Source organism: Paenibacillus sp. FW126-R14, assembly GCF_058789495.1.
The window spans coordinates 65,813-80,738 of the sequence record NZ_JBYTBS010000031.1 but is presented as its reverse complement, the minus strand read 5'-3'; the positions used below and the strand labels follow the sequence as shown (position 1 = coordinate 80,738).

The 14,926-nt window shown below is 46.7% G+C and carries 13 protein-coding genes; 6 read left to right on the top strand and 7 right to left on the bottom strand.

The features are described from left to right. The first annotated feature begins 55 nt into the window (after positions 1-55). Positions 56-238, top strand: coding sequence for a DUF4083 family protein (locus AC3WRW_RS19430; RefSeq protein WP_492547954.1), 183 nt, complete (start codon positions 56-58; stop codon positions 236-238). A gap of 82 nt (positions 239-320) precedes the next feature. On the opposite strand, the gene AC3WRW_RS19425 is transcribed toward AC3WRW_RS19430, so the two are convergent. The 7 genes from AC3WRW_RS19425 to nikA form a co-directional block, all read right to left on the bottom strand. Further along, a complete protein-coding gene (locus tag AC3WRW_RS19425; RefSeq protein ID WP_492547953.1) occupies positions 321-542 on the bottom strand; it encodes a helix-turn-helix domain-containing protein in 222 nt (73 codons plus the stop codon). A gap of 340 nt (positions 543-882) precedes the next feature. Continuing rightward, the gene (gene cntE, locus AC3WRW_RS19420; RefSeq protein WP_492547952.1) at positions 883-2,070 is read right to left on the bottom strand and encodes a staphylopine family metallophore export MFS transporter CntE; all 1,188 of its coding nucleotides are present in this window, start codon (positions 2,068-2,070) and stop codon (positions 883-885) included. Further along, entirely contained in the window at positions 2,067-2,897 is an 831-nt protein-coding gene (gene nikE / locus AC3WRW_RS19415; protein WP_492547951.1) for a nickel import ATP-binding protein NikE, read from the bottom strand. The genes cntE and nikE overlap by 4 nt, the downstream gene beginning before the upstream one ends. Positions 2,898-2,913: 16 nt before the next feature. Further along, complete coding sequence (locus AC3WRW_RS19410) at positions 2,914-3,750, bottom strand: ABC transporter ATP-binding protein (RefSeq protein WP_492547950.1); 837 nt, start codon at positions 3,748-3,750, stop codon at positions 2,914-2,916. Between the two features lie 18 nt (positions 3,751-3,768). Then, on the bottom strand, positions 3,769-4,590 hold the full coding sequence (nikC, locus tag AC3WRW_RS19405) for a nickel ABC transporter permease subunit NikC (RefSeq protein ID WP_492547957.1): 822 nt from the start codon (positions 4,588-4,590) through the stop codon (positions 3,769-3,771). 8 nt (positions 4,591-4,598) lie between these two features. Next, positions 4,599-5,549 carry a nickel ABC transporter permease subunit NikB gene (nikB, locus tag AC3WRW_RS19400; protein ID WP_492547949.1) on the bottom strand — a complete coding sequence of 317 codons (951 nt, stop codon included), beginning with the start codon at positions 5,547-5,549 and terminating at the stop codon, positions 4,599-4,601. Beyond that, a complete protein-coding gene (nikA, locus tag AC3WRW_RS19395) occupies positions 5,536-7,152 on the bottom strand; it encodes a nickel ABC transporter substrate-binding protein (protein WP_492547948.1) in 1,617 nt (538 codons plus the stop codon). Before nikA ends, nikB begins: the two co-directional genes overlap by 14 nt. A gap of 162 nt (positions 7,153-7,314) precedes the next feature. Here nikA and AC3WRW_RS19390 point away from each other — a divergent pair, with 162 nt between their 5' ends. The 5 genes from AC3WRW_RS19390 to AC3WRW_RS19370 all read left to right on the top strand — a co-directional run bounded on the left by AC3WRW_RS19390 (position 7,315) and on the right by AC3WRW_RS19370 (position 14,891). Beyond that, positions 7,315-8,925, top strand: a complete 1,611-nt coding sequence (locus tag AC3WRW_RS19390; RefSeq protein ID WP_492547947.1) for a helix-turn-helix domain-containing protein — start codon at positions 7,315-7,317, stop codon at positions 8,923-8,925. A 242-nt stretch (positions 8,926-9,167) separates the two neighbouring features. Beyond that, positions 9,168-11,396, top strand: a complete 2,229-nt coding sequence (locus AC3WRW_RS19385; protein WP_492547946.1) for a hypothetical protein — start codon at positions 9,168-9,170, stop codon at positions 11,394-11,396. Between the two features lie 21 nt (positions 11,397-11,417). Then, the gene (locus AC3WRW_RS19380; protein ID WP_492547945.1) at positions 11,418-12,587 is read left to right on the top strand and encodes a HEAT repeat domain-containing protein; all 1,170 of its coding nucleotides are present in this window, start codon (positions 11,418-11,420) and stop codon (positions 12,585-12,587) included. Between the two features lie 15 nt (positions 12,588-12,602). Then, positions 12,603-14,051 carry a glycosyltransferase family 2 protein gene (locus AC3WRW_RS19375; protein ID WP_492547944.1) on the top strand — a complete coding sequence of 483 codons (1,449 nt, stop codon included), beginning with the start codon at positions 12,603-12,605 and terminating at the stop codon, positions 14,049-14,051. A gap of 24 nt (positions 14,052-14,075) precedes the next feature. Then, the gene (locus tag AC3WRW_RS19370) at positions 14,076-14,891 is read left to right on the top strand and encodes a response regulator transcription factor (RefSeq protein WP_492547943.1); all 816 of its coding nucleotides are present in this window, start codon (positions 14,076-14,078) and stop codon (positions 14,889-14,891) included. Positions 14,892-14,926: the final 35 nt, after the last annotated feature.

The following is a 14,926-nucleotide window of genomic DNA, read 5'->3' as shown; positions in this document are numbered from 1 at the left end:
CGGAAAGTATTTATAATTTTTAATCAAAGATTATATGTTGAGGGGGAAATAGTAGATGGGATTTTCGTTTTCAGTAATAGCTGGTTTAATGCAACTGATTTCGTTACTTTTGGTAGCATTGTTAGTTGTTGCGTTGATAAGCGGCATTAGATATTTTGATTGGAAGAAGAAACACGATGTTGAAATGGGGAAGAAGCTTGATAAAGTAATTGAACTGCTTGGGAAGGATAAGTCATGAATGAGATGGTTCATCCAGCAAGAAGTATCAGAAACCCTAGAAGCTTAAATGCATCTAGGGTTTTATCATTTACTCGAGTTGTCTACTCATCAACCTCAACCAAATCAACAATCTCCCGTATATCCTGAATCTTCAGAGCCTCTGCGATCCTCACAATATGACTAAAATTAATATTCTCCCGTTTCCCATTTGCCAACTCACTTAGCGCGGCATGCCTAACATCCGACAGCCTGGATAATTCGCGCAAGGAGATGTTGTGCTTTTTAGTAAGTTCAGCTATTTTAACGATTACCTTTTTTGTCATGGCCGGATCACCTTTCGAGTAATCAAGTTTAGTTGTTGACTATACGCAATAACGTACCATATAACATTTTTTATACTGGTACGTTATTGCGTAATGAAGTGAGGTGGCAACCATGCAAGGAGTCCAAACTAAATACGAAGAAGCCCTAAAAGAAGAAACCATCCTAACCCAAAGAATCAGCCTCTGCAAAGAATTCATCGACATCATTTTAGCGTATATCTCCCATAACGCTGATCTGATATGGAGCTGCTCCATTTAAAATTGGAGAAGGGGATACTTGAAAATAAGATGACAAAAAAACCTCCATCGCCATCTACGCGGCTTCGGAGGCTTCTTCCATTTATTCACTCGCTAAACGGCGACCGCTTATGAGTACAATCGCAACAGAGGTCAGCAATAAGCCAGCGCATATGCCATACATATAAGCATAGGACAAATGATCGGCAATCGTGCCCATCACAATGTTGCCAAGTACAGATCCAAGATCGGATACGGCAATGAACACACCGATTAACGTATTGCGGGAGGACATTGGCAGAACTATGGTCAAATACGTTACTAAATGGGGGTAGAGCAGTGCCATACCTAACCCAATCAACATGGAACCCGTATACATGAATGATGCTCCGCCATATACGGCTAGTGCTAATAGCTGCAAACCAACAGCCATACTTAGCAGTAAGCCGACGAGAAAACGGGGATGCCATTGGCCGTCTGAAGGAACTTTTTTGCGTAGAGCGAATCTGCAAAAAACCATCACGCCAGCTTGGAGCATCAAGTAAATGCCGGCATGACCGACACCGCTTTGTTTCGTATAGAGCGCAATAAACGTTGTAACAGCCCCAAAGGAGACAGAAGCAACCAGCATGGCTGTACTGCATACGAGAAATGCACGATGAGTCCACAGCTGGCGCAGCTGAGAAGACATGGAGCTTGCATGCTGTTGCTGGTCCTGAGTGACTTGCGAACCGGAGGGCAGCGGAGCCGTGAAGCCTAAGATACCTGTGGCAAGGGCAATAATGATCATAGAAGTGGTGAATGCGTTCATTCCGCCCCAATCCCACAAGGTTAATGCCAGAATAGGACCGATTACGGTAGGCAGCATGCCTGCTAACAAATAAAGCGATATGCCCTGAGAACGATCTTGGTGAGCCAGCTTATCAACAATACCAAGTTGCAGCGATAAGGAGAAAAATGCCGTCGTTACCCCCTGCATAGCACGAAGAGCGAAGTACCATTCCAGCCCAGTTGTCGTATACAGAATTAGAATAAGGCCATTTGCAAGTAACAAAGCGCGTAATACAGACAGCGGCCCGAAGCGATGAACGATACTGCCCGCCCACGGACGGAAGAGCATGCTCGTTATCATATAAGCGCCCATCATGACGCCAATTTCTGTATTGCTTGCGCCTTGAGCTTCGCTGCGCAGAGGCACAATGATATTCAAGATCGGATTCGCGCTGAAGAATAGAAAAGTAATGGCATATAGCTTTATAAAAGGTAAAGATAAGGGGCCATTTATGTTCATAGCGACTGACATTCCGCTTTAACGGATTTGATTTTCCGATCTCGGGGATGCTCAGCAAGGACGGATTGCAACAGAAGCTTCACAGCAGGATGTGACGATGTGAAAATCGATGCCTTATTTTCGAACTGCTCCACAAGCTCTCCTTGATCCATGACCGCTAACCGATCCGAAAGGGCGTAAGCAGCCTTGATGTCATGGGTGATGAACAGATAAGAAAGCCCAAATGATAGCTTCAAGTCATGCAACAACGCTAAAATTTGGCTTTGATTAACCATATCAAGGCTGCTAATCGGCTCATCTAATACGATGAGTTTCGGGTTCAGCGCAATCGCCCTGGCAATGTTGATTCTTTGCAGTTGGCCGCCGCTGAATTGATGGGGGTATTTCACCATGTCCGCTGCCTGCAGACCGACCCTTTCCAACAGCTCGCCGATTGCTCGCTTTTGTTCAAGCGGCGACATGGACTTGTAGTTGCTGAGCGGCTCTCCAATGATCTGTTCGGCACACATGCGTGGATTAACAGCCGAATAACAATCTTGAAAAACAACTTGCAGATCTCGACGAATCTTTCTGCGGGCTGTTGCATTCATGCTGTACATATCGTTCCCCATAAAGATGATCTTACCTTGCTGTGGTTTCTCCAAACCAAGAATGACTTTGCCAAGTGTGCTTTTCCCGGCGCCGCTGCTTCCCAATAAACCTAGACAAACGCCTTCATCTATGGAGAAGGAAATGTTGGAAAGGATCGGCGGTTGTTGGCGTGTTGAGCCAAATAATCTATTTTTTCCGTAAGTATGACTGACTTCCTGTACTTGCAACAAACTCATTGTTGTTACCCCATTTTTAGAAGTTTACAGCATACTCGACCGTTTGCATGTTAGAAGGATCGGGCAGCTGCAACCTCGCGTTTAGCAATTTTTTTGTATAGTCATTTGCAGGGCGATCGAATAGTTCAAAGACATTGGCATGTTCAACCATTTTCCCATGCTGCATAACCATAACTTCATCGGCCATCTCTGCAATGACGCTTAAGTCATGAGAAATCAGCAAAATGGTTGTGCCACATTCCGACCGCAACCTTTCCAGCTGTGTTAACACTTGCAATTGATTGACCATATCGAGTGCAGTCGTTGGTTCATCAGCGATGACGACGGCGGGTTTCAGGCACATGCACATAGCAATCATCACCCGCTGCAGCATACCTCCGCTCAGTTGAAAAGGATACATCTTGAGAATCTCGTAAGGCTTGGGCAAATTCACTTCTTCTAGAGAAACGGCAGCCAGCTCATAAGCTTCTTTTTTGCTCAGCTTGCTGTGTGTACGGATGGTCTCGATGAATTGATTGCCAATTGAATACACTGGCGTAAAGGCATTCATCGGATTTTGCATAATAAATCCCATTTCCTTGCCCCGAATGCGGCGCATCTCCTTCGGAGCCAAGCCGTTAAGCTCACGGCCACCCAGTTGAATGCTGCCTTCTACACTTGTATGTTGATCCATTAATTGCAAAAGAGAATGGCAGGTAACGCTTTTTCCGCTTCCGCTTTCGCCTACTAGCCCGAGGATTTGACCCTCTGCTAAGTTAAAATGGATATCGTGAAGAAGCTGAAGTTGGCCTTGATCTGTAGTAACTTTGACGTTCAAACCACTTACCTGCAGTACGTTGCGGGAGGTGTCCAATGTAGCTTCACTCCTTGTTTAAAAACGTTTCTTCACCCCGAATTTAGTCGAAAGAGCTTCGCCGAGCAGATTAAAATTAATGACCACAAGTAAAATGAAAAATCCGGGGTACATCATCAGTTCGGGATGGCTCCGAATGTAGCTCTTGCCCTCATGAATCATGGCACCCCACTCAGGGGTAGGCGGCTGAATGCCTAAGCCAAGGAAAGAAAGTGCAGATATATCCATAATCGCCCAGCCAATCTCAAGTGTCCCGATCACGACAATAGGGGGCAGGACATTGGGTATCATGTGTTTCCTCATAATGGTCCAAGGCGAGGACCCGCTTATAATCGCAGCCGTAATAAACTGACGTTCTCTTAAACTAACAACGAGGCCGCGAAACATACGAGCATAGGTTACCCATTGAACAAGAAGCAGGGCAAACACGATCTGCATAATACCGGGACCTAGCATAGCTACAATTCCGAGCACAAGCACAAGGTTTGGAAAAGCCATAACGCCATCGCAGAAACGCATGAGGAAGTTGTCGATCCATCCGCCTTTGTACCCCGCAACCGTGCCAACGATTAGCCCTATGGTTAAGGATAAAATAAACACAAGGAAAACTAAGCCTAACGATATGCGAGCTCCGTACAATAGTCGGGATAATAGATCACGGCCCAAATGATCCGTACCTAATAAATAGTCAGACGAAGGCGGCTGCAGCTTCAATGCTAGATTGACCTTGATCGGATCATGGGGGGCCAGCCAAGGTGCCAGAATCGTGATTAAGAAACAAAGCAGCAGGAAGCAAGAGCACGCGATGATGGTCTTCCTGCCTGAGAGAAGATTCTTCATAGGTTTAATCACGAATCGGTTCTTCCTTTCAAAGAAATTCGAGGGTCCATATACATTTGTACTAAATCAACGATCAGGTTGCAGAGAAGAAATGCGCATGCAGCGAGAAGCACATAGCATTGAACGACCGGAATATCACGATTAAAGATAGCTTCAATGAAGTATCTGCCAATCCCAGGCCATGAAAAGACTTGCTCGACAATAATCGTACCCGTGAGCAGCTTGCCGAAATTCATGCCTAAGCCGGTAATGACGGGGGAGATGGCAATTTTCATCACGTGTTTAAGCAAAATCACTTTTTCATGAATGCCACGAGTTCTGGCATATAATACATAAACTTCTTGCAATTGCTCCAAAATGCTTGCCCGCAAAAGTCGACTATAGACCGCGATAAGTGCAAGTGACAGGGTTAGTGAAGGCAGGATGAGATGCTTCCAGCTTCCCATGCCATTAACGGGCAACCAATCCAATTGAACAGCGAAGAAAAAGATCAATAAATAGCCTAGCCAGAATTGCGGAATGGATGCCCCAAAAAAGGAAAGTGCTTTGCTGAAATAATCAACCCAGCTATGGGAGTAAACAGCTGACAAATACCCCAGTCCTATGCTGACAATAATCGTTAAGATGATGCTGCTGAAAGCAAGCTGCAAGGTAGCCGGCAGTCGCAGTGTCACCTCGTCCCATACAGGTTTATTGGACAGATAGGATGTTCCGAAATCAAGCCGGGCGATTTGGGTCAGCGAATGCCAGTACTGCACGTAAAGCGGTTGATTCAGCCCCAGTTCTTGTCTCTTCTCAGCAAGAAGTTCCTCTGTCGGTTGAATATGCGAAGCCGAGAAATAAGCTTCCGCCGGGTCCACCGGCGAAAGCTGAGTCAAGATAAATGTGAGCAGTGTGGCGAAAATGACCAGAGGAATAATCGCAAGTAGTCGCTTCCCAATATATCTACTTAATGCCATTGAAAGGGTGATCCCAACGGCTTGCAGGGAAGGTAACATTGGATAAGGATTTATTGTAAACAACGGTTTGTTTAATATAAGAAATGGGTACGATGACGGACTGCTCATGCAAAGTTGTCAAAATTTCCGTATAAAGCTTTTTGCGTTCCACTTCATTCGTGGAGGCAAGTACCGTCTGTATCTTCTGGTCCAGCTCCTGCTTCATAGGAATGCGTGAGTGGGCTTCAGCTACACCAAAACTTGGTTCTTTCACAGCATTAATTAGCGTATGAGGATCATAAGGTACACCGGAATTAAACCAGAAGCGAACGTCGAACTTTCCTTCTCGCAGCAGCTTCGTTGCCGTTGTTAATTCCATACCGGTGATGTTCAGCTTAACGCCGATCTCTCCCCATGCCGCCTGTACGGCTTCTCCCATTGTTTTTTGAATCGGATCCGTTTTATCGTACACTAATTCCAGCTCTAATTTTTTGCCGTCTTTTTCTCGAATGGTTTGTCCCGGGGCCAGTTTCCAACCGGCTTCATCTAGATATGCCATTGCTTTGGCTGTGCTGTATTCAATCGGGTTAACTTTCAAATCCACGTAAGGATAGTTGTTAGACAGAAGAGAATCTGCTTTTTGTTCTACACCGCCTGTAATACCATCCACGATGCTCTGTTTATTCACGCCATGTTGGAGAGCAAGACGGACTCGTAGATCCGCAAGCTTATCGTTGGTGGAGTTCAATAATATATTTCTTGTACCTACCGGATCAGAGAGAGCTGTTCCATATTTGCCTGTGCTTTGCAGTTGTTTATAGGCATCCAGACTAATTGCGCCTTCGCCAAATAACATATCCAGTTCGCCTTTTTCAAAAGCTAGTACGCGCGTTTCGCTGTCAGGAATGATTTTCACCGTTACTTTATCAACCTTTGGCTGCTCACCCCAGTAATTAGGGTTTCTAGTGAATACGGTGTATTGATCTTGTTTGTACTCCGTAATCATCCACGGACCTGTACCTATCGGCGCTTTTAGATCTTTGAGGGTATCATCGCCTTCTGGGAAGCCAGCCTCACCTAGGAAACGAAAAGGCCGAACTGTCGCCAAATCCTGTAAGGTGGGGTAATACGGCTCAGAGAGAGTTAGTTTAATCGTCTGCTCGTCAACAATCTCGGTTTTCTCCAACACCTTTGCTATGCCAAGCCAAGAGTGCGTGCTTTTGTTTTTCATGATGGCATCGAAATTTCTTTTCACGATAGCAGCGTTAAAGGATGAACCATCCGAGAACTTAACATTTTTACGAAGTTTAAACGTGTACTCTTTTCCATCCGTGGAAATGTTCCATGACTCGGCAAGATAAGGCTTAAGCTCTCCGCCTTCGTTATAGCTGACAAGCGGCTCGTAAATCATCGATTGGGAAAATAATTGATTAGGGTAGTAGGCATGAGGATTCGACGGGCCCAAATCTCTCATCCAGGAAACGGTGATCTCCTTTGGTTTCTGTGCCGGAGTCGTTTTATCATTGGCTGCTGGCTCTGATTTTGCGCAACCTAATACAGTGATAAGCAATGCTAATAGCACAGCTATTTTTGGTATGAAACGAGTTGATTTTTTGCTGTTCATCTGATTAAATCCCCTTTGAATTGATAATGATTATCATACTCGATAATAATATTTTTTTTTGCTACACTTAACAATGGAGAAATAACTGTTTTTTTATTGGACAAAAACGTAGAGATCCCTAAGCACTAGCAGGCATGGACGGAGAAGGAGGAGATCCCTGACATGTATATATACGATATATTAGAGGTTAAAATTATAGATTTGCTATCCAACAAGCTGGTTGTTCCCACGGATAGGACGGGCCATCGGCTCGTTTGTTTTGCTCGAACGGGAGGCAATCTTCATCTGGCCGGGCATATCCTGTATGCGGATCAAGGATCTTGTATGCTTCTGGCCCCAGGGGACAAGGCGGAAATAGAGATTAGCGGCGGAAGTGATTTGCTTGGAGCTGTGTATATGATTCGCTTCCATGCCTATGGCTTGGGGGAAAAAGAACCGTCTATTGACATTGGGCCCTGTGTTCCATATGAGACGAAGATCGATGTAAGGCCATTGTCGCGGCTTGTCGATTTGCTGGAACAGGTTGCTCATGGAGCTAGCGATGCTTTGAGACATGAGTACGTAGAACGTTGTAAGCAGCAGATTCGTCTGCAAGAGCTTCTTGTATTGCTTATGGAAAATGTCCAAACCATGCACGCTTTCACCGATGCCACATCAGCTGTTCAACAAACGATTAACTATCTTAATCACAACTATCGGGAAGAAATTACGGTTGAGCTGCTATCGCGAATGTCAGGTGTGGGCCGTTGGAAATATAGTGATTTGTTTCAGTCCTTGATTGGCAAAAAACCGCTTGAATATTTAACTGAGGTACGCATTAACAGGGCCAAGGAGCTTCTTCTCCAAACGGATGACCCTTTACGCGAGATTGCCCGCCGAGTCGGTTTTAAGGACGAATATTATTTTTCCCGCAAGTTTCGGCATGAGACGGGGATGACTCCCAAACAATATGTCCGCACAAAAAGCAACAAAGGGATAACAAATGAGCGAACCGCAAGCCCTTTTACAAGAGTTGTGGCAGTGGGTGCTGTACTTGGCGATTTATTGGCTATAGGCATTAGGCCGATTGGTGCAGATATGACGGTAATTGGCAAAAAAGTAGTCTATCGCGAGGAATTGAGCAACATAGCAGATGTCGGGCTCTTAGGTGAACCGGGTAAGGTGAAAGCATTGAATCCCGATCTTATTGTATATAGTGCTTTCCGGCTTGATTGGATAGATAAGTTGTCCGATATTTCTCCAATCGTAGCTATTGACCGGTTCGAACATACGTATGACCGGCTTTTTAAAGTAGCTGATCTATTCGGCAGGACCAACCAAGCGCGAAATTGGGTGGAGAGCCATGAGCAGAGATCCAATGAGATATGGAAGCGGCTGTTTGCCGATCCTATGGATAAACGGAAGCAAGCTACCATTTTCGTTGTGAATGATGGTGTCATCTATGTCATGGGAATGAGAGGTGTAGCATTTACACTATATCATCCTTTAGCTTTCGAACCTTCTGATAAAGTGAAAGATTTGATTGCCAGAAAGATTCCGTTTTTCGCTATTGAACCCGAGATGATCAAGGATTACAAGGCTGACCATCTGTTTCTGCTCGTGGATGAGTATGAACGTTCCAAGCGTAAGGCACAGAGCGTAACGAATGATCCTTATTGGAAATCGTTGGGAGAAGATTATGTTCATATATTAGAAGGAAAATGGAATTTCGATGATCCGATTACGATGGATCGGCTTCTGCCCTTATTGCCGCGAATTATCAGGTCTGTGTAGCAAGAAGAAGATCCGTTTTGTAACTTACAAGTCAAAATAAAACCCACCAAAGGCATGGAGTTAACACTCTATGCCTTTTTCTATTAAAATGTTAAACCTTTGATAACAAAATTTAAAAAAGGAACACAATTTTCTTGAATGGATAACAATTTTTAACAGATAGAAAACAGACAAACAGCCCTAATTGCCGTAATATGACAACCAGAAAGCATAATTTTCAGAAACTATCGAAGGTGAATAGGATGCGCAAGTGGTTCAAATTCGTGTTAAAGCTCGGTTTTGTCGTTGCGATTATAGCCGGTGTGCTCTTTTATTGGCTGCGTCCTGTTTTTGTAAAAATAGAAAGCACGACGACGGCCGACGGCACACATGTGAAGTTTAGGACCAACGGAACGGGCATGGAGGAGTATGCCAATCAAGCCTGGAAGCCTTATTTCGCCAAGGGGGTAAATATGGGGGCGACCATCCCTGGACATTTTCCCGGTGAATTGGCCATTTCGGAGGATGATTATGAGCGATGGTTCAAAATGATCCAGGATATGGGGGCGAATGTCATCCGTATCTATACGATCATGATGCCTGAATTCTATGAAGCCTTGGTCAAATACAATAGGGCGCATCAGAAGGATCCGCTGTTTTTTATACAGGGCATATGGAGTCCCGAGGAACAGCTGATTGAAGGGCAGGATGCGTATGATCCCCAGGTTAAGCAGAAGTTCGAGCAGGAAATCAAAGATGCGGTTGCGGCGGTTTATGGCAAAGCGACACTGACACCCGAGCCGCATTCGGGAAAAGCTGGAGGTGTGTACAAATACAACGCAGGCCCTTATCTCATGAGTTGGATTGTCGGCACGGAGTGGGAGCCCAAAATGGTGAAGGGAACCGACGAGCTGCACGCGGATACCCCCGATTATGAAGGGAAACACTTCCGCAATAAACCGGGAGCGACTGCTTTTGAAAAGTGGCTGGCCTTTATGATGGATACGGCGGCGCAAACGGAAATCCAGTACGGCTGGCAGCATCCCATTGCTTTCGCCAATTGGGTGACCACCGATCCGCTGGAGCATCCGGGAGAGCCGCTTATTGAAGAGGATATGGTCAGCGTCGATCCTACTCTTATCGCGGCGAGCGATTGGGCGGCGGGATATTTTGCCTCGTATCATGTGTACCCGTACTACCCGGATTTTTTTACATTTGATAGCACCTTCCAGACGATGACCAACAGTAAGGGACAAATCGACAGCTACGCAACGTATTTGCATAAATTAAAAGAGGCCCACCCCGACATGCCGGTCATGATTACGGAATACGGCGTGCCTGCTTCTGTAGGGGTTGCCCATTTGGGAACGCTCGGTCGCAATCAAGGCGGTCATAACGAGAAGCAGCAAGGGGAGATTGATGCCGATTTATTGCAGGAAATCCATGGGGCCGGCTATGCGGGGGCGATTTTGTTCACGTGGCAGGACGAATGGTTCAAAAAGACGTGGAACACCCAACGCTATGACGAAGCGGACCGGCGCGCGTACTGGTATAATACGCTGACCAATGAGTCCTTTTTCGGAGTATTGGGGATGTTCCCCAGCAAGGATAATAAGATTTCCATTGACGGAGACGCCTCGGATTGGGAGCGGCTCGGAGACGATAAGCAGCGGCTGGACTTGCAGGTTCCCGGGTTTGAGGAGATCTGGGCCACGCATGACGAAGGGTATCTATATCTAATGGCCAAGCTGTCCGAACCCTACGATCCATCCCGGCGAAGCGTATATCTTGGAGTGGATACGATAGCCGGAGGAAATCGTCATGCTCCACAGCTTCCTGGTGTCACATTGGATGAAGGATTGGAAACTCTCATTGAGCTGTCTGACGAAAATAAAGGCCGCATGATGATCGCTTCCAATTATGATCTTCACGCCAGACTATATGAGCGTTCCGGATTGCCGGAGATCGATCCGAAGGAAAAGCAGGATGATTCAGGGATTTTCAAGCCATGGAAACTGGCCGTAAATTATCTTCTGGAACATCCGGATTCCCGGTTTGACCATCCGTTTGGCGATGTGGAGGTAGGGGGACTAGAGAGAGGCTACAGCGATCCGTCTCGTCCCGACTATAATTCCAAGGCGATGTGGCAGGCTCACGATCAGGTGCTCGAAATGCGTATTCCTTGGATGCTGCTCGGATTCAGCGATCCGAGTTCCCTGAGTGTGATCAACTACAACCAACCGAGCCGGAACAAATTCGAAGTGTCTCAAGTGGAAGGCGTTCGCATCGTACCGTGGATTGTACAGGACAATAAAGTGCTGGGCAGGGAAGACTCGGCGGAGCCGTATCCGGTATCCCGTCTGCCGAAGTACACATGGCAGCGATGGGAGGAGAAGGTCGATTATGTGGAACGACCCAAACAAAGCTACTCGATCATGAAAGAGGCTATGCAGAAGATTAACGGTCCCGTTACCGATAAATCGGGCAGCTGAAGCAGGAGAGGAGTTTATGAAGTGTATACAAATCTTAACGTAGCCATACAAGCGTTATATATCATTATTGCTTTTAATCTTGTTTGCATGGCATTCATTTATGCGATCAAGCTGAGAAATATCCAAAGGAGGAAGCTCTTTGAGCGGTTTCAAACGAAGTTCAAGGATTACTTGACCTATGTTCAAGCCAATCTTGACGGTGTGGAGCCATTAAGAGTCCCCCCATGGACGATGAACAAGGTAGAAATGGAGGCGATGCAGGAAAAGCTGAACGATATGATGGAATGCTTCGCTGGCGAGCAGCGGCACAAGCTGATCCGGCTTTGCGAAGACCTTGGCTTGGTGCAGCATCATCTGGCAAGGCTCAATCACCGCTCTTATCCGGTGAAGCTGGATGCCGCCTATCATTTGGGGTGTATGAGGGTGAAGGAGGCGGTGCCGGCTTTGCTGGAAATGTTAAAGGAGCATCCGATGAATTCCTCGCTGTTTGTGGTGGCCCGGGCTGCGGCAAAGTGCGCCCGCAATCAGCAGGACCTCGGAGCGATGGTCCAGCTCCTGCTCAAGCACAATAAGAAATGTTATGAGCTGATCGTTGATATCATGGCGGAGTCTGAGCTGGAGACAGTTTCCTTGTACACGAAATACGTGAATCATGAGAATCCGGCCTACATCCAGATCGGACTGACTGGGATGCACGATTACACCGACCCGGCAGCCGCCTCGGCTGTATTCCGGCTCATGGATTCCAAGCATGAGGACATTCAACGAAAAGCGGTGGATGTGTATTTGAGAAGCTCCCGCCTGCTTCCAAAGAATGTGGTCAGCAAGCTGCTGGGCCACCCGAATCTGGATATTCGCAGATTGACGTTAGAGGCATTGGCGAACATTGGAAATACCGCCTACGTGGAAATGATGAAATCCAGTCTGGCAGACGCCGACCAGCGTGTGGTGTACACATGTGCCAAAGGCATGCTCAAAATGGGAGAAGAAGGCATGTTTGCGCTTTGTGAGAGCGCGGCTGCGGCTCAAGGCACAGAACACGGGGAATTCCTGCAGGGGCTGATCGATGAGGAGCTTAAGCATCTGTCCATGCAGCTGCACAATTTGGACAAGCTGACGCAATACAACACATTGATGTACACCTATGACAAAATATTTCGCAAACATACACGAATTTATCGTGTCGTTTAGGAGGGAGGCGCATCCATGTGGGTTTTTGGCTATCAAGTAGTTGCGGATTCATTCTTGGACCGGTTAAGAGAATTCCTGTTGTTTTACAGCTACGCTGCTCTATTTTATGTGGTTCTCGTAACGGTGCTTTATTATTTCATATTCGGATTTTCGATTCGCCATATTTTCTCAATCAAGCGGGGCATCCAGTATAACCGGATGAATAAGCTATCCAGCTCCAGTCATCTCCCGCCGGTATCCTTATTGGTCCCCGCCTATAATGAGGAATTAACGATTATTGAGAACGCAAGGTCCTTGCTGGCTCTCAATTATGCGGAATATGAAGTGATCGTCGTCAACGACGGATCGCAGGATAACACCTTGCAGCGCATGATCGACGAATTTGAGCTGGAACTCATTCATCCCGTGCTTTCAAGCCGCATTCGGACAGGAAAAGTCAGAGGGGTTTACCACAATCCCGAGTACCCCAATCTCTATTTGGTGGATAAGGAAAATGGGGGGAAGGCCGATTCACTGAATGCAGGCATCAATCTTTCCCATTACCGGCTTATCTCAACCATTGATGCGGATTCTTTGCTGGAAAAGGATGCTTTAACGAGGATTGCCCGGGTCTATATGGAGAATCCCGAAGAAACGATTGCCGTCGGCGGCAACGTCCGCATCGTCAACAGCTGCACAGTAGAAGACGGGATCGTCAAGGATGTTCGTTTTCCCCGTAAGCTGCTGCCGGCGCTGCAAAACGTCGAATATACGAAAGCTTTTCTGGGTGGAAGGATAGGCTGGAGCGTCGTCAATGGTCTCATTATCATCTCAGGTGCATTCGGGGTGTTTCAGAAAGATAAGGTGATTGCGGTCGGAGGATACCGGGGAGGCTATCCCGGCGAAGACATGAACATTGTGATCAAGCTTCACCGCTATTGCCTGGAAAACAAGATCCCTTACCGGGTAGCCTTTTGCCCCGATGCCGTTTGCTGGACGCAAGCGCCTGATTCCTATCGGATTTTGAGCAGCCAGCGCAAGCGTTGGGGGCGGGGAAATCTGAAAAATATGATTGAGGAAGGCATCCATATGGTGCTGCGTCCGAAATATAAAATTTTTGGACTGCTGACGCTTCCTTATAACATTGTCTTCGAAACGTTGAATCCGTATTTCCGTCTCAGCGGGATGCTCGCTATTTTAGGATACTGGATGCTGGACATGACGGATTGGAAGACGGTGGTCATCTTTTCTTTAGTGAACTTATTTTCCTGCTTTTCCTTAAGCCTGGGGGCCTTGTTTATTGAAGAAACCTCCTTCGGCCGTTATCCGAAACTCAGCGATTTAAACAAAATGATTCTATATTCCTTCTTGATGTTTGCCGGCTACCGGCAGATTGGCGTGTGGTGGAGGTTAAACGGACATATCCAATTCCTGCGCAACAACAACTCATGGGGAACGATGGTCCGAACTAATTTTAATAAATAACAGAAAACAAGAGGAGTGGAGAAGATGGCAGTATTAGTTCATGATCCGATTCAGGAAGCAATTTTCCAGTTGGCCCGGCGAGTCCAGGCCTCATATGAAGAAGGTGCCTCATGCGGGATTATTCTGGCTCCGTGCTCAGCGGTCAATCAGAAGGTGTTGGAACAAATGCAGACCTATATGAGCGGCTTTGAGCCGGAGATGCCTCTTCAATGCTTCTACTTGGACCCAAGCGGTCTTCTCGGGGTCGTTTTGGCCGGGCAAAAGCTGGTCGACACCCACTATGCATCGCTCGTTCTCAAAGATTTTGCGGAACGGCAGGGCTTGCTCCAGGGGCAAATGGTTGTCGCCAACTTCCCGGAGAGCGGAGAGCTGACCGAACAGTCGCTGTCACAGCTGCTTCATACAGCACTTCAAGCGAAAGGAGTGAGCAGAGATATTCATTTGTTTATGAATCAAGGGGTACGGCAGGGAATCTCCTCCATTCTGATCGCGGACCCGGACGAAGTGAGCAGAGAATTTGTCAAACTGCGGCTGGAGCTTAACGGTTACAAGGTGGAAGAGGCCAGAGACGGAAGCGAAGCGCTCGAGAAATTCGAGAAAATCATGCCAAATTTGGTGATCACGGAATTGAACCTGCCGGTTCTTGATGGCTATCAATTGATCGATAAGATCAAAAGGGACTATTCCAGTGAAGGAAAGGTGATTGTTCTTACGGATAAGCAGCTGCCAAAAAGTATGGATCGAGCCTTTGAATTGGGCGCATCCGATTATGTGACGAAGCCTTTCTCCATTTCGGAGTTAGAATGGCGGATCAAAAAACTGAGCTCCCGGCAGCGTTAGTAAACGAGAAATCATAAACGGAAGGGTGGAAGCAT

What these genes read in the sequence shown, in the direction of transcription:
- AC3WRW_RS19430 (WP_492547954.1), top strand. Translation starts at nt 56, where the DNA reads ATGGGATTTTCGTTTTCAGTAATAGCTGGTTTAATGCAACTGATTTCG.
- AC3WRW_RS19425 (WP_492547953.1), bottom strand. Translation starts at nt 542, where the DNA reads ATGACAAAAAAGGTAATCGTTAAAATAGCTGAACTTACTAAAAAGCAC.
- cntE (WP_492547952.1), bottom strand. Translation starts at nt 2,070, where the DNA reads ATGAACATAAATGGCCCCTTATCTTTACCTTTTATAAAGCTATATGCC.
- nikE (WP_492547951.1), bottom strand. Translation starts at nt 2,897, where the DNA reads ATGAGTTTGTTGCAAGTACAGGAAGTCAGTCATACTTACGGAAAAAAT.
- nikC (WP_492547957.1), bottom strand. Translation starts at nt 4,590, where the DNA reads ATGAAGAATCTTCTCTCAGGCAGGAAGACCATCATCGCGTGCTCTTGC.
- nikB (WP_492547949.1), bottom strand. Translation starts at nt 5,549, where the DNA reads ATGGCATTAAGTAGATATATTGGGAAGCGACTACTTGCGATTATTCCT.
- nikA (WP_492547948.1), bottom strand. Translation starts at nt 7,152, where the DNA reads ATGAACAGCAAAAAATCAACTCGTTTCATACCAAAAATAGCTGTGCTA.
- AC3WRW_RS19390 (WP_492547947.1), top strand. Translation starts at nt 7,315, where the DNA reads ATGTATATATACGATATATTAGAGGTTAAAATTATAGATTTGCTATCC.
- AC3WRW_RS19385 (WP_492547946.1), top strand. Translation starts at nt 9,168, where the DNA reads ATGCGCAAGTGGTTCAAATTCGTGTTAAAGCTCGGTTTTGTCGTTGCG.
- AC3WRW_RS19375 (WP_492547944.1), top strand. Translation starts at nt 12,603, where the DNA reads ATGTGGGTTTTTGGCTATCAAGTAGTTGCGGATTCATTCTTGGACCGG.
- AC3WRW_RS19370 (WP_492547943.1), top strand. Translation starts at nt 14,076, where the DNA reads ATGGCAGTATTAGTTCATGATCCGATTCAGGAAGCAATTTTCCAGTTG.